This window comes from Kribbella sp. NPDC051770, assembly GCF_040681455.1.
Classification (GTDB): Bacteria; Actinomycetota; Actinomycetes; order Propionibacteriales; family Kribbellaceae; genus Kribbella.
Window position 1 is genome coordinate 292,316 of the sequence record NZ_JBFAYT010000008.1, and the last position, 14,994, is coordinate 307,309.

The following is a 14,994-nucleotide window of genomic DNA, read 5'->3' on the forward strand; positions in this document are numbered from 1 at the left end:
GTTCTCGGTGCTGCCGTCGGCAGCGACGGCAGGACGACGAAGTTCACGGGTGAGCCCTGCGCGGGGCGGCGAGAGGTAGAGGCATGGTCAACTGGACGGTCGAGGCGACGGCGGCAATGAACGGGCTGAAGGGTATGCAGACCGACGCCGCCGGGTTCGAGGCGATCGGGACGAAGCTCAGCAGTGGGCTGGAGAAGGGCGCCACGCAGACCTCGCTGAGCGGCAAGGGTGGCCCGGTCGGGGTCGCGATCAGCGAGTTCGTCGAGAAGTGGAAGGACTCGCTGCCCGGCATGGTCAAGCACACCGGTGACGTCATGAAGGGCACCGTCAACGCGCTGACCGCGCTGGCCAACGGTCACCAGGAGATGGCTCTGGCCGCCCAGCGTGGCATCCAGCTGGCCGACGGCGTCGACCCGCGCCAGGTGATCCGGAACGCCGCTTCCGCTGCTCGCGCCGAGCAGGCGGCGCAGCAGCCACCGTCCAACTACCGCGCCGTCTGACCTGGGGGAGACGAACAGATGATCAAGCCCGAGGGCATTCCGAAGTTCGAAGGCAACCTGGAGCAGGTCACCCAGGCGGCCAAGGACCTCACCGCGGCCGGCGGCGAGATCAAGAAGATCGGCGGCGACCTGGAGAAGAAGTTCCGGGACAACATCAACGCCAACTACGCCAAGGGCCCGGAGACGCACCTGCTGGCCCGGGCGATGGAGCCGGTCAAGAAAGAGGGCGATCTGTTCGGCCCGAACCTGGAGAAGATCGGCACCGCGCTGAACGTCTTCGTCAGCGAGGTCGGCGGCAAGGACGGCCCGAAGGAAGGCCTGGTCTCGGTCCGCAACCGCGCCGACGCGTGGAAGCGCAAGGTCGGTGACACCCCCGAGGACGAGATCGACGACAACGAGGACTGGGTCAACGAGGAGAACCAGATCCACAAGGATCTGCAGGCCCAGCTCGACAAGATCAGCGCCGCCGAGCGCAAGTGCGCGAACGCGATCGCCGACCTGTACGGCGGCAAGAAGTGGGAGGACAGCGGCCTGCGGGAAGGCGAGAAGCCGCCGGAGGACAACGGCGAGGAGGAGAAGGACCCGCCGTGGGGTACTCCGCTGGAGTACGACGCCCCGTGGTACGAGGACTGCGTCGACTTCGTCGGCGGTGTGCTCAAGGGTGTCTTCGTCGACGGCCTGCTCGGCACGCTGGACGCCCTGACCACGCTGATCCCGATCCAGCCGCTGCTGAAGTCGATCGGTGTGGAGAGCATCTTCGGCCACGAGCTCGCCGGCTGGGACAAGGCCGGTGAAGCCTGGAAGGGCGTCGGCCTGACGCTCGCCTCGGCCGCGATGTACGCGATCCCGGGCGCCGCGGCGTTCATGCACGTGGCGTTCCCGGAGACCGCGGCGTACCTGGACAACGTCGGGCTCACCGTCCTCAAGGGCATGGTCGCCTGGGACATGTGGGGCGAGGACCCCGGGCGCGCGCTCGGGCAGGTCGGCTTCAACGTCATCACCACGGTCGGTACCGGTGGTGCCGCGGGAGGTGTGCGTGCGGCGGCGATCGGCGGCAAGTACGGCGCGGCCGCGGCGAAGGTTGCCAAGGGCGCCGATGTCGCGGTGAACATCGCCGGGAAGCTGCGGCCCGGTCAGCTCGCGCTGAACACGGCGCTGAAGCTGCCGAAGGTCTCCGACCTGGTGATCAAGGTCGGCAACGCGCCGGTGATCGGCGGGCTGGCGAAGTTCGGCGGGCTGGACATCCCGACGTCGAAGGCCGGCGGGGTTTCGCACGCGGGCGGGATCGACGTACCGAACGTCGAGCACGCGCCGGCGTCGGTCGGTTCGCACAACTCGACGACGACGTCCGCGCCGTCGCACGTGGACACACCGAGCAGCCCGACAGGCGGCACGAACTTCGGTGGGCGGTCGGACGGTCCGGCTTCGCCGACCGGTGGGGATGCTCCGGCGTCGCACTCCGATGCTCCGGCTTCTCATTCGGACGCTCCGGCGTCGCACTCCGATGCGCCTGCGTCCCACTCGGATGCTCCCGCGTCGCATTCGGACGCGCCTGCCGCGCACTCCGACGCTCCCGGGCGCCAGGCCGACGCGCCGGCGACCCACCCGGACAGCCCGGCGTCGCACTCGGACTCCCCGGCGTCGCACAGCGACAGCCCGAGCTCGCACAGCGACAGCCCGAGCTCGCACAGCGACTCCCCGAGCCAGTCGCACTCCGACTCGCCGAGCCAGTCGCACTCCGACAGCCCGAGCTCTCACAGCGACAGCCCGAACAGTTCGCACAGCGACGCTCCGTCGCGCGCCGACAGCTCCCACGGCGATTCGCCGAGCACCCACGGGGACAGCCCCAGCGGCACGCACGGCGACTCGTCGCCGTCCTCGCGCGGCGATTCGTCCCCGTCGTCCCACGGCGATTCGTCTCCGTCGTCGCACGGCGACTCTTCACCCTCGTCGCACGGCGACTCGTCCCCGTCCTCGCACGCGGACGGCCAGACCACTCCCGGCAGCCGCACCCCGGACTCGCCGACCCACTCGCCCGACAGCCCGCGGACCAACCCGGACGCTCCGGCAGCCCACCACAGCTCCCCGGACTCGCCCCGGCCCACGCCGGACGCGCCGCGTACCCCGGACGCTCCGCGTTCTCACCCGGATGCCCCGGCTGCGCACCACAGCTCGCCGGACGCACCGCGTACCCCTGATGCCCCGCGCACCCCGGACGCTCCGCGTTCTCACCCGGACGCGTCGGCTGCGCACCACAGCTCGCCGGACGCCCCGCGTACGCCGGATGCACCGCGGTCGCACTCGGATTCCCCGGCTGGGCACCACACCTCGCCGGACACCCCGCGGACGAACACTCCGGATGCCCCGCGCACGCCGGACGCTCCCCGCTCGCACCAGGACGTCCCGGCAGCCCACCACAGCTCGCCGGACACCCCGCGGACGAACACTCCGGATGCCCCGCGCACCCCGGATGCTCCCCGCACGCACGCGGACGCCCCGCGCACTCCGGACGCCCCGCACACGGGCGACGTCGTACCGCCGGTGGTGGCACCGCACGTCGGCGGCCGGTCGGGCCCGCACGGGGGCGACGCTCCCCACGGGACCACGCCGCACCAGCCGAACGCGCCGCACCAGCCGAACGCGCCGCACAACCCGAACGCGCCGCACAACCCGAATGCCCCGCACAACCCGAACGCGCCGCACCAGCCCAACGCGCCGCACAACCCCAACGCGCCGCACAACCCCAACGCTCCGCACAACCCCAACGCCCCGCACAACCCCAACGCCCCGCACCAGCCCAACGCACCGCAGGCGCCGAACCAGCCGCCGCCGGTGCGGGTCGACCCGCACGCGCACGGGCGTCCGGGGGAGCACCGGCACGACGTGGAGCCGCGGCGGTACAACCCGAAGGACCCGTTCGGGCGTGGGCTGCGCAAGCTGAAGGCGAAGATCGGCGACAACCCGCTGAAGAACGTCGCGGAGTGGATCAAGGAAGGCAACCCGCGGTTCCGGGGCGGCCGTGGTCCGCGGAGCGCCACCAACAACTGTGGCGACAACTCGCGGGCGTTCGCGGACAACCTGCAGGGCGCCGAGCCGCGTCTGGCCAACAACGACCTGCGGACCGGTGTCACGCCGAACGGCAAGAAGGTCCCGGTCCCCGGTGAGCGCTCGGAGATGTACGAGTACACCGGTGTCCGCCCGGAGGCCATCCAGGTCCGGGACGTCAACGGCAACCCGGTCAACCCGAAGCAGGACCCCAAGGCCTACACCATGGGTGCCTACAAGCGGATCTACGACGACCTGCGCAACCAGCCGCCCGGTACGGTCGCGATCGTCGGCGGCACCTGGGCCCGGCGCGGCCCGGCCGGCGAGGTCAGCGGTCACTGGTTCAACGCGTTCGTCGACGACGCCGGCAAGGTGAAGTGGGCGGACATGCAGTCCGGCAAGATCACCGACGGACCGCCGTACGCCGACCTGTTCGACGAGCTCGAGGTCATGACCCGCCGCCCCGGCGGCGACTGGCAGTCCCCGCTGTCCCCGAGCCTCAAGGTCGACGGCCCGAACTTCACCCCGAACCCCTGGCCCGCCAACCACCCCCACCAGCCCAACTGGATCCAGCCGGCCCAGCCGCACATCCCCCCGATGCCGCAGCACCCGCCGATGCCGCAACATCCGCCGGCACCGCACGCTCCCCAGCAACCCCACAACCCGCAACAGCCGTACCCGCAGCAGCCGGTACAGCCGCACGCGCCGCAGCAGCCGCATGCACCGCAGCAGCCCAACGCGCCACAGCAGCCGATGCAGCCGCACCCGCAGCAGCCCAACGCGCCACAGCAGCCGGTACAGCCGCATCCGCAGCAGCCGATGCAGCCGCACGCACCGCAGCAGCCGCACCCGCAGCAGCCCGTGCAGCCGCACCCGCAGCAGCCGGCTCAGCCGCACGCGCCGCAGCAGCACCCGGCGCAGCCGCACGCACCCCAGCAGCCGCATCCGCAGCAGCCGGCTCAGCCGCAGGCGCCGCATCAGCAGCCTGGGCAGCCGCAGCACGCGCCTGAGCAGCCTCAGGCTCGGCACCCGGAGCAGCCGCCGGCCAGCAAGCCGGATGGGCACCAGGAGCCTGCTCAGGCCAAGCATCCTGAGCAGCCGGCCACGCCGGAGAACCCGGCCGAGCGGGCGCCTGCGCCTGACCCGCACGACCGGCGACCCGACCGTGAGCCTCCGCGCGATCCGCGTGAGGACTTCATGGATCGTCGCGACCCGGCGGGTGACCGTACGCCGGAACAGCCGCGCGACCCGCGGGAGGACTTCATGCAGCGGCCTGGGGATCGGTCGATCCCGGAGCGGCTGCACCCGGATAGTCCGCCTGCTCCGCGTGATCCGAACCGGATCGAGAACGCGCTGCACCCAGACGGCCCGCCCGCACCGCACGACCCGAACCGGATCGACAACCGGCTGAACCCGGACCGTCCTCCGCGGGACCCGCGTGAGGACTTCATGGACCGTCGCGACCCGGCGGCCGACCGTACGCCGGAACAGCCGCGCGACCCGCGCGAGGACTTCATGGATCGCCGTGACCCGGCGGCTGACCGTACGCCGGAGCAGCCGCGGGATCCGCGGGAGGACTTCATGCAGCGGCCGGGCGAGCGGTCGATCCCGGAGCGTCTGCACCCGGATGGTCCGCCTGCTCCGCGTGATCCGAACCGGATCGAGAACGCGCTGCACCCGGACGGGCCGCCGGCGCCGCGTGCTCCGCATGACCCGAACCGGATCGAGAACGCGCTGCACCCCGACGGACCGCCGGCGCCTCGCGACCCCAATCGGATCGAGAACGCCTTGCACCCGGACGGGCCGCCCGCGCCGCGTGCGCCGCACGATCCGAACCGGATCGAAAATGCGCTGCACCCCGACGGACCGCCCGCGCCTCGCGACCCGAACCGGATCGAGAACGCGCTGCACCCCGACGGACCGCCCGCGCCGCACGATCCGAACCGGATCGACAACCGGCTGAACCCGGAGGGGCCCGCGCAGCCGCGGGATCCGCGGGAGGAGTTCATGCAGCGGCCTGTGCAGCCGCCGCGGAACGACTCGTGGGGGAGCAGCCCGGAGCAGCCGGGTGGGCACTCGGATCAGCCGTCGACAGGTGACGGCCACTCGGACCAGCCGGGTGGGCACTCCGACCAACCCTCGACAGGTGACCGCGGCCCCGCGACCAGCGGGCAGCCGGACGCGCCGGACTGGACGCCTACGGACCCGAAGTACGGGGTGAGCAAGAAGGACGGGTTCGACCCGGCCTTCCACCACAAGGCGCTGGGGGAGGACTTCGCGCCGGTGGTGCACGACGTGGACGGGTCGTTCGTGCCCAAGGAGCGGGCGATCGCCGACACGGTGGTGGAGCAGCGTGGGTGGCGGGTCGACGCGCGGACGGCGGACCACACGGTCAAGGACCAGAAGAACCCCGAGGCGATGACCCGGAAGGGGCCGGACGACGAAGGTGTTGTGACGGAGTACAAGACGCTGGAGGCCAAGGACGCCGACGATCCCAGCATCGCGGTCAAGTCGAACATCATGCGCGCCACCAAGCAGGTTCCCCAGGGTGGTGAGGTGGTGATCGACGGGCGCGTCATCGGGCTGACCGAGGACGACGCGTTGCGCGGCTTCAAGCGTGCCGCCGGGCAGGCCAAGCAGGGCCGGGGAAAGATGGTCGACACCGTGCACATCATCGTGGCCGACGGCCGGATGATCACCTACGTGAAGGAGGCCTGATGCAGGACCGGGAGTACGTCTTCCTGCGGACCGACGAGTCGGTGCAGGCGGTCGCCGAGTGGATCCAGAAGCTGTTCGCGCTGGAGCCGATCCCGAACGGGAGCGACGACGAGGACGAGATCGGTCTGCGTGGGCCGGCGCGGACGGCCGATGCCACGGTCGGGTACGAGGTGCAGTACAACATCTACCCGGTGTACGACCCGGAGCCGGACGAGCTGCAGGCCTTCGACGCCTACCCGGTCGAGATCGACATCTGGCTCGGCAAGGACGAGGGGACGCAGGCGCAGGAGGCGCGGCTGGTGTTCGACCAGTTGGTCCAGGCCCGGCCCGACGTGCCGATGCTGCTCTGCCATGATCTGAGCGGCCTGGTTGCGGCGTACCTGCCGGGTCGCGGTGTGCACGAGTTCCCGGACAACACGACCACCTACGCGCGCCACGCCGACGTCTGGCGCGACTGGGTCCAGGCATGAGCCGGGCCCGAGGAGAGGACTGAAGATGGCGGAAGAGATCGACCCGGCGGTCCTGGTCCGGGCGCGGCAGGCGCTGGCCGAGTGGATGAACGCGCAGGAGGACGAGGAGGACGTCGACGAGCTGATCGACGCCGAGTCGCTGGAGGGCTGGCAGGTCTACCCGGTCGAGGAGTTCCTGGCGTTCAGCTCACCGGGCGGCTTCACCAACCAGCTGTACCTGGTCGGTGAGGGCGTGGTGCGCCCGTTCTCGTACTCCAGCGAGACGCAGGAGTACGCCGTCGAGGCCACCCGCGCCGAACGCGACGGCCTGCAGCCGCCGGAGCCCCCGGGCCCGGCGATCACGCTCGAGGAGTGGAACGACTTCCTGGAGCGCTGATCCCTGCGCAGCGCGATGCGATGGAAGGCCCAGCCGCCACGGCTGGGCCTTCGGTCGTTCTCAGTGGCGGCCGCGGCGCCAGAACGGGGATTTGAGGGCCTTGGGCAACGTCACCGACGGGGTGACGTCCAGGTCGACCGGGAGCTCGGCGAGGAGCTCGCCGGTGAGCCAGTAGACACCGGGGGAGCAGGGGTCGGCGGCGTCGGCGTACGACTTGGCGACCCAGCGGGCGAACTCGTCGACGCGAGCCTGCATGTCCAGTTTGCGGTCGACGGGGCAGACGACGAGCTGGTCGGTGGAGGGCAGGGCGAGGATCGAGCCGCGGCCCTTGCCGCCGCCGGGCAGGAGCTGCTCGTGGTCGACGAGGGCCAGGCCGACGGTCTGGTCGCCGGGGCGGTGGAAGCGCTGGTACGGCGTACCGGGGACGTCCTGCAGCTCCAGGCCGGTGAGGCCGTCGAGGGTGAGCTCGAGGCCCGAGGGGCTGCCCGGCAGGTGCAGGCCGTGCATGACGCGGCGGACCTGGGTGAGGCGGTGCCAGTCGGGGCCGCTCTGGATGCCGAAGGCGATCTCGAAGTAGCGGCCGAAGGGGACGCTGAGGCCGGCCAGGACGCTGCCGTACGCCGCGGTCCAGCCCTGCGGGCGCAGCGTCACCCGCTGGCGGTTCGCGACGGCGCCGTACAGGTGCTCGTCGGTGGCGACGCCGATCTCGGCGACGACGGCGCGCAGCCAGTCGTCGACGGTTCGCGGCCACAGGTGGTTCGGTTGCTGGCGGCATCGATCGACGAGCTCGGTGAGTCCGACCTCGGCGCTGGAGACCAGGCCGCCGCGGCTCCAGCGCAGCTTGACGATCGGGCCGGCGGCGTCCAGCTCCGCGTCGGGCAGCAGCACCGGCAGCAGGTCGGCGACCAGGTCCAGCACCTGCCGCGGGTCGAACGGTGTCTCGGTCATCGGTAGTGAGCCGCCCCTCCACTAGAGTCCGGTGCAGCATGCCATCTGAGGCGTTCATGTCATGCAGTCGAGGGGCCGGTCGGGCCCAGCTGAGGAGAGACAGTGTCGACACGACTCGTGCACCGCCCGGCGCGGAGCACCCGGAGTATCGACACCGGGCAGCCGCGGGTCATCGAGACCCCACCGCCCGGCGCGCGAGGCAAGGCCGGCGGGAACGCGATGCAGGCGCTGATGCCGGCCGTCGGTGTGCTCGGGTCGGTCGGGATGATGAGCACGATGCGGACCGGGACGTCCGCCGTGATCGGCGTCGGCGTGCTCGCGCTCACCGTGGTCGGCACGTTCGGGATGATGTTCTCCCAGCGCGGCCGCTCCGGCAAGGAGAGCCGGGACCAGCGCAACCGGTACCTGGACTACCTCGAGCGGCTGCGCGAGGAGTTCGGCAAGATGGAGCGGCAGAACCGCAAGACCGCTCTCTCGCTGAACCCGCCGGCCGACGCTCTGGTCGACTGCGTCCGCGACCCGGCCCGGCTGTGGGAGCGGCGCCGCAGCGACCCGGATTTCCTGCTGGTCCGCTGCGCGACCGGGCGGATGCCCGTGGTCCCGGCGACCCTGGCGCAGAGCGGCTCGATGATGGACCCGCCGGACCCGTTCATGATGGCCGAGGCGGAGGCGCTGGCGCGTCGGTTCGCGCTGATGCCGGACATGCCGCTGACCATCCCGCTGGACCTCGCGGGCAACGTGAGCATCGTCGGCGACCGCGACGGCGTCGTACGGATCGCTCGGGCGCTGATGCTGCAGGCAGCGGTCTTCCACGCGCCGGAGGACCTGGAGGTGGCGGCCACCTTCCCGGCGTCCGCGCTCGACCAGTGGCAGTGGGTCGGCTGGCTGCCGCACACTGTCGACCCGGAGCGTCGCGAGGGCCCGCACCCGTTCCGCCGGATCGCTGCGAAGCCGGGTGACCTGGCCGAGCTGATCCGCGACGACGTCGCCTCCCGCGTCACGCTGGCCAGCGAGGCCCGCCGCGGCTCGCTCGGCAGCGACCAGCGCCGGATGATCCAGCGCATGCTCGTCCTGCACGACACGTACGGCGACGTGGCGACCGAGGTGACCCCGGCTGACCCGACGCTCGGTATCGGCGAGCTGGGCGTGACCGTGCTGCACCTGGTTCAGGACCGGATGCAGGAGCCGAGCAACGTGGCCATCCGCATCACCGTGCAGGAGGGCCACGTCCTGGTCGAGGACCTGCGCGGCGGTGGCTACATGACCGCCGAGGGCCAGCTCGACGACACCCCGCTGGCCACTGCTGAGGGCCTGGCGCGTTCGCTGGCACCGCTGCGGCTGTCGGAGGAGTCGCTGGAGGAGGACGCGTCGCTGAAGACCGTCGACTTCATGGGACTGCTGCAGATCCAGGACCCGGGTGACCTCGACCTGGAGCGGATGTGGGTGCCCCGCCACGAGCGGGCGTTCCTGCGGGTGCCGCTGGGTGTCGACAACCTCGGCCAGCCCGTCGTACTGGACCTGAAGGAGTCGGCGCAGCTGGGCATGGGTCCGCACGGTCTGTGCATCGGTGCGACCGGTTCCGGCAAGTCCGAGGTACTGCGAACCCTGGTCATGGGTCTGCTCGCGACGCACTCGCCGGAGGACCTGGCGATGGTGCTGATCGACTACAAGGGTGGTGCGACGTTCGCGCCGTTCGACGGCGTACCGCACGTCGCCGGCATCATCACCAACCTGGTCGACGACCCGTCGCTGACCGAGCGGGCCTACGCCAGCCTCGCCGGTGAGGTGCAGCGCCGGCAGCAGATGCTGAAGGACGCCGGCAACGTCGCCAACATCACCGACTACCGGCTGCTGCGCCAGCAGCGGCCGGAGATGCCGCCGTACCCGCACCTGTTCGTGCTGATCGACGAGTTCGGTGAGCTGCTCACCGCGCGGCCGGACTTCATCGACCTGTTCCTGTCGATCGGCCGGATCGGCCGGTCGATCGGTGTGCACCTGCTGCTGGCCAGCCAGCGGGTCGAGGGCGGCAAGCTGCGCGGCCTGGAGACCTACCTGTCGTACCGGCTGGGCCTGCGGACGTTCTCCGAGGAGGAGAGCCGCACAGTGCTCGACACCGAGGACGCCTTCCACCTGCCGCCGCTGCCGGGCTTCGGGTACCTGAAGGTCGACACCAGCGTCTACCAGCGCTTCCGCGCCGCCTACGTGTCCGGGCCGTACAAGGGCCGCGTGGTGCCGGAGGAGGAGAAGGCCAAGGACGGTCCCGCAGTCCGGCCGTACCTGGTCACGCCGTACCAGCAGCCGGACCTGGCCAAGCTCGCCGCCGAGGACGAGAAGAAGGACGACAAGGACGACTCGACCGAGCGCACTACCGGACCGACGGTGCTCGGGGTGTTCGTCGACCAGGTCAAGCCGGCCGCGACGCCGGTGCCGCAGGTGTGGCTGCCGCCGCTGCCGAAGGTCTGCACGCTGGACCAGGTCGGCGGTCCGGTCGACATCACCGCGGCCCGCGGTCTCCAGTACGCCGTACCGGCGCCGCCGATGTCACCGGCGATCGGTGTCATCGACGACCCGCGCAAGCAGAGCCAGAGCGTGTTCCGGCTGGACCTGACGCACACCGGTGGGCACTGCGCGCTGATCGGCGGCCCGTCGTCGGGCAAGACGACGTTCCTGCGCACGCTGGTCACCTCGCTCGCGCACAGCTACACGCCGCAGGAGGTCGCGATCTACGCGATCGACCTGGCCGGTGGTGGTCTGCAGCCGCTGGCCGACCTGCCGCACGTCGGTGGCGTCGCGATCCGGACCGACCGCGAGAAGATCCGCCGGACGCTGGAGGAGGTCCGCGGCATGCTCGACCAGCGCGAGATCGTCTTCCGCGACCGCGGCATCGACACGATGGAGCGGATGCGTGCGATGCACGCCGCTGGTGAGCTGCCCGAGCTGCCGGTCGCCGACGTGGTGCTGGTGCTGGACAACTACGGCGCGATCAAGACCACGTTCGACGAGCTGGAGGAGCCGATCGCGGACCTGGTCCAGCGCGGCAGCAGCTACGGAATCCACATGGTCACCGCGATGCTGCGCTGGAGCGACGTCCGGATGGCGACCCAGACCCTGTTCGGCACCGTGCTGGAGCTGCGGCTGAACGACCCGTCGGACTCCAACATCGACCGCCGGCTGCAGGAGACGATGCGCAACGCCGGTCCGGGCCGGGTGCTGACGCCGCGCGGCAAGCTGTTCGGCCAGCTGGCGCTGCCGCGGACCGACAGCCTGCTGCAGGACGACGACCTGAGCGAGGCGATCCAGGGCCAGGCGCTGGCGCTGAGCTCGGCCTGGCAGGGTCCGGTCGCGCCGCGGGTGCGGGTGCTCCCGCACAAGCTGGAGCGGTCGACGATGCCCGGTCCGCAGCAGGAGCCCGTACGGGTGCCCATCGGCCTCGACGAGACCGCGATGGCGCCGGTGCTGCTCGACCTGTTCGAGCGCGACGGCAACCTGGTCATCTTCGGCGACACCGCCTCCGGCAAGACCAACCTGCTGAAGCTGATCATGGAGCAGCTCACCGACCGGTACAGCTCGGACGAGGTCGTGTTCGCCGTGATGGACCCGCGGCGCGGGCTGCGCGGCTTCCTCCCGGACAAGTACCTGGGCGGCTACGCGACCAGCGGCCGGGTCGGTGCCGGGCTGGCCGCCGGTGTGGCGGGCGAGCTGGAGAAGCGGCTGCCGGACGACCTGAACGACGCGGCGCCGCCGCCGGTCGCCGGTCCGAAGGTGATCGTCGTCGCCGACGACTACGACCTGCTGACCAGCGGTGGGCAGGCGCCGATGGACCCGTTCCTGCCGTACATCGCCTCCGGCCGCGACATCAGCCTGCACTTCGTGATCGCCCGCCGGGCCGCCGGTGCCGGCCGGGCGCTGTACGAGCCGTTCCTGACCACCGTGATGGAGTCCGGCACCGCTGGTCTGGTGCTGTCGGGCGACAAGGCCGAGGGCGCGCTGTTCACCGGCGCCCCTCCGGGCAACTACCCGCCGGGACGCGGGCTGTTCGTCCGCCGCGGTGAGCGGCCCTCCCTGATCCAGACCGCACTGGCGGACGGTACGACGTCCGCTGCCGACGAGAAGGCGGAGTGAAGTGAGCTACGACGTGGTGGCACTGATCGACGGCAGGCCGTCGTACCAGGACGTGCTGGCGGGCATGATGGCCGCGGGACCGGACTGGCTGGTGCGTGAGGTCTCCGACGGCGCGGTGCTGCAGCTGTGCAGCCCGGACGGTACTCCGCTGGCGTCGCTGGAGGCGCCGATCCTGATCCAGGTCCCCGGTGAGGTCGAGCGGATGCTCGGCCCGGAGCTGGCCGGCACCCAGACCCCGGTCTGGTGGATGGAGGTCCGCGCCAACCCGCAGGACGGCGGGCCCGAGCTGGCCGACCGGTACGCCGAGACGCTGGTGCAGCGGCTCGGTGGCCGGGTCTGGAAGCCCGCCCCGCCGCCGTTCAACCCGCCCACCCCCGCTGCTACCGCTGGAGGCCAGCATGGCTAACCCGGTCGAGCTCAGTCCGGCGATCGACATCCGGACCGACAAGGTCGTCGTGATCATGCAGGACCGCCCGGTGGTCGGCATGTCCGCCTGGATGGTGGACTCGCTGGCCGCGGCCGAGGCGGCCGGTCTCGGCCTGCAGCTGGTCACTCCGGCGACCACGCAGCTCACCTTCAACGCCCGGGCCACGCTGTTCAGCGGCGTCGACTCGCGCTGGGTGGTGACCGAACCGAACGGCGAGGGCGCGTACGACGGCCAGGGCGGCTCGAAGCTGCAGTGGGACGGGCAGATGTTCTCCGCTGTCGCCGCCGGCGAGCAGGACAAGGTCGACATGAGCCCCACCTTCACGACGATCGACCTGGAGCTGCCCTGGCAGCTGATGATCACCGCGCGGGTCCGGTACCAGGCGCTGGAGACCACGGTGGTCGGCAAGGCCGCCGAGCAGCTGTTCACGGACCTGACCGGTGCCGCACCTGGGGGCTGGGGCACGGCCGAGCCGGTCACCCAGCCCTGGAACGTCGGCCAGCTGACGGCGTACTGCCGTCGCCGGGCGCCGAAGCCGACCTGGTTGTCGCTGAGCGGCGGCAAGGACGGGCTGAGCGCAGCGGGCGCTGTGGAGATCCACCGGCGTCCTGCTGGGCTGGAGGAGGTCATCACGATGGCCGTCTCGACGCCGGACGGTCTGCCGACGCCGGACGCCGTGCGCAAGGTGGGGGAGCGGCTGGCCAACTCGTTCGAGCTGGTCTCGTTCTTCGCCCAGGGCGCGCGGGGCAACGGCAAGGACACCAACGCGATCCCGCACTGGACCGGCGTACCGGCTCCGATGGCGATGGCGGTCGGGAACGAGGCGCTGCAGGGCACCGGGGCCGAGCGGGCGCTGGACCTGACCGGCGTCGCGGAGATCACCCCGGAGAAGATCGGCCCGACCGGCCGGCCCGCGGTGTGGTACCCGATCGGCGACGGCAAGAACCAGCTCGACTGGAACATCTACAGCGCGCTGCTCGGCCGCCTGGTGCCTCCGGGCGCTCCTGTCCAGGCCTGAGCATTTTCAGTAGTAGTGACGATCAGAGAGGTGTGACGGGTGGCTGCGGTCTACAGCCGGGTGACCATCATCGGCCGGCAGCGTCAGATGGACGCCGTACTGCCGGTGGACGAGCCGTTGGGCCGGTTGATGCCCGACCTGCTCCGGATGCTCGGCGAACCGGTCGATCCGTCGCCGCGGCGCCGGTACCTGACCACCCCGACGGGGCAGACGGTCTCGCTGGAGCTCACGCTGGGCTCGGCGCAGATCGGTGACGGCGCCGTGCTCCGGCTGGCTGCCGAGGGCGAGGTCCCGCCGCCTCCGACCGTGTACGACGTGGCCGAGGAGGCCGTCGACGACCTGGAGCGGCGGGGGACCACCTTCCAGCGCAAGCACCGCCAGTGGGCCGCCGGGGCCGCGCTGATCTTCGCGCTGCTGGCCGGTGCGATCGCGCTGGTCCGAGCCACCCAGCCGGACATCGCGGCGTTCGTCGTACTGGTGGTGGCGATCATCACCGGGCTCGGTGGCGTCGTACTGGGCCGGGCCGACCAGCGGGCGACGGCGATCACGCTGCTGGTGGTGACACCGGTGCTGCTGGCCATCGTGGCCTGGTCGCTGGGCATGTCGGAGGACTGGTCGGTGCCGATGCGCGGTGGGATCGTGGCGCTCGCGCTGGGCGTCGGGCCGCTGCTGTTCGCGATGGCGGGCCTGGCCGGTGGTGGTCTGGTCGGCGGCGGTACGGCGATGGTCTTCGCGGTGATCTGGATCATCGGCGTCGGCGCCGGGGTCTCGGCGGACAAGCTGAGCGCGCTGATCGCGGTCGTGGCGGTGCTGCTGCTCGGCGTACTGCCGCGGCTGGCGCTGTCGCTGTCCGGGCTGACCGCGCTGGACGACGTACGGGCGCGGGGCAACGAGATCGGACGGCCGGACGTCGAGGCGGCGCTGAACGCTGCTCACGTCGGTCTGGCGCTGTCGGCCACGGCCATCGCGCTCTGGTCGGCCGCTGCCGGGCTGGTGCTCGCGCTGCACGGCTCTGCCTGGACGGTGAGCATCGCCGCGCTGCTGGCGCTGCTGCTGTGCTCCCGCTCGCGGCTCTACCCGCTGGCCGCGGAGGTGCTCGGGCTGTTCGCCGCGGCCGGAGTTGTGATCGCCGCGCTGGTCCAGGATCTGTCCCAGCAGTCGGTGGGTGGCACACTGGTAGCAGTCGGACTACTCGTGGTGGTGGCGATGGTCGGAGGCTTCGGTCTCTCCTGGACCCCGCAGGACCACGTCCAGGTCCGGCTCGGTCAGGTCCTGGACCAGGTCCAGGTGCTGGCCGTGGTGGCGCTGGTCCCGTTGGTGCTCGGAGCCTTCGGGGTGTTCAGCGATCTGCTCGACGTCTTCTGATCGGA

General features: G+C 71.4%; 9 protein-coding genes. 8 read left to right on the forward strand and 1 reads right to left on the reverse strand.

All coding sequences use genetic code 11. The features are described 5' to 3' along the window. The first annotated feature begins 83 nt into the window (after positions 1-83). The 4 genes from AB0M01_RS26465 to AB0M01_RS26480 are packed head-to-tail and all read left to right on the forward strand — an operon-like array spanning position 84 to position 7,109. Complete coding sequence (locus tag AB0M01_RS26465; protein ID WP_363674024.1) at positions 84-500, forward strand: DUF6507 family protein; 417 nt, start codon at positions 84-86, stop codon at positions 498-500. A gap of 18 nt (positions 501-518) precedes the next feature. Beyond that, entirely contained in the window at positions 519-6,263 is a 5,745-nt protein-coding gene (locus AB0M01_RS26470; RefSeq protein WP_363674026.1) for a toxin glutamine deamidase domain-containing protein, read from the forward strand. Next, positions 6,263-6,733: a hypothetical protein gene (locus AB0M01_RS26475; protein ID WP_363674028.1), complete on the forward strand. Its 471-nt coding sequence runs from the start codon at positions 6,263-6,265 to the stop codon at positions 6,731-6,733. The genes AB0M01_RS26470 and AB0M01_RS26475 overlap by 1 nt, the downstream gene beginning before the upstream one ends. A gap of 25 nt (positions 6,734-6,758) precedes the next feature. Next, entirely contained in the window at positions 6,759-7,109 is a 351-nt protein-coding gene (locus AB0M01_RS26480; protein WP_363674030.1) for a hypothetical protein, read from the forward strand. A 60-nt stretch (positions 7,110-7,169) separates the two neighbouring features. Here the strand turns inward: AB0M01_RS26480 and AB0M01_RS26485 are convergent, their stop codons facing one another. Further along, positions 7,170-8,057: a hypothetical protein gene (locus AB0M01_RS26485; RefSeq protein ID WP_363674032.1), complete on the reverse strand. Its 888-nt coding sequence runs from the start codon at positions 8,055-8,057 to the stop codon at positions 7,170-7,172. Between the two features lie 102 nt (positions 8,058-8,159). On the opposite strand from AB0M01_RS26485, the gene eccCa reads away from it, so the two are divergent. Genes eccCa through eccD form a run of 4 tightly spaced genes read left to right on the forward strand, consistent with a single transcriptional unit; the run spans position 8,160 to position 14,989 of the window. Beyond that, complete coding sequence (gene eccCa / locus AB0M01_RS26490) at positions 8,160-12,179, forward strand: type VII secretion protein EccCa (protein ID WP_363674034.1); 4,020 nt, start codon at positions 8,160-8,162, stop codon at positions 12,177-12,179. A 1-nt stretch (position 12,180) separates the two neighbouring features. Further along, the gene (locus tag AB0M01_RS26495; RefSeq protein WP_363674036.1) at positions 12,181-12,585 is read left to right on the forward strand and encodes a hypothetical protein; all 405 of its coding nucleotides are present in this window, start codon (positions 12,181-12,183) and stop codon (positions 12,583-12,585) included. Continuing rightward, positions 12,578-13,624, forward strand: coding sequence for a DUF6177 family protein (locus AB0M01_RS26500; protein ID WP_363674038.1), 1,047 nt, complete (start codon positions 12,578-12,580; stop codon positions 13,622-13,624). Before AB0M01_RS26495 ends, AB0M01_RS26500 begins: the two co-directional genes overlap by 8 nt. A 39-nt stretch (positions 13,625-13,663) precedes the next feature. Beyond that, the gene (eccD, locus tag AB0M01_RS26505) at positions 13,664-14,989 is read left to right on the forward strand and encodes a type VII secretion integral membrane protein EccD (RefSeq protein WP_363674040.1); all 1,326 of its coding nucleotides are present in this window, start codon (positions 13,664-13,666) and stop codon (positions 14,987-14,989) included. Positions 14,990-14,994 lie beyond the last annotated feature (5 nt).

Excerpts from the sequence above, each read along its gene's own strand:
- AB0M01_RS26470 (WP_363674026.1), top strand. The coding sequence starts at position 519 with ATGATCAAGCCCGAGGGCATTCCGAAGTTCGAAGGCAACCTGGAGCAG.
- AB0M01_RS26485 (WP_363674032.1), bottom strand. The coding sequence starts at position 8,057 with ATGACCGAGACACCGTTCGACCCGCGGCAGGTGCTGGACCTGGTCGCC.
- AB0M01_RS26465 (WP_363674024.1), top strand. The coding sequence starts at position 84 with ATGGTCAACTGGACGGTCGAGGCGACGGCGGCAATGAACGGGCTGAAG.
- AB0M01_RS26480 (WP_363674030.1), top strand. The coding sequence starts at position 6,759 with ATGGCGGAAGAGATCGACCCGGCGGTCCTGGTCCGGGCGCGGCAGGCG.
- AB0M01_RS26475 (WP_363674028.1), top strand. The coding sequence starts at position 6,263 with ATGCAGGACCGGGAGTACGTCTTCCTGCGGACCGACGAGTCGGTGCAG.
- AB0M01_RS26500 (WP_363674038.1), top strand. The coding sequence starts at position 12,578 with ATGGCTAACCCGGTCGAGCTCAGTCCGGCGATCGACATCCGGACCGAC.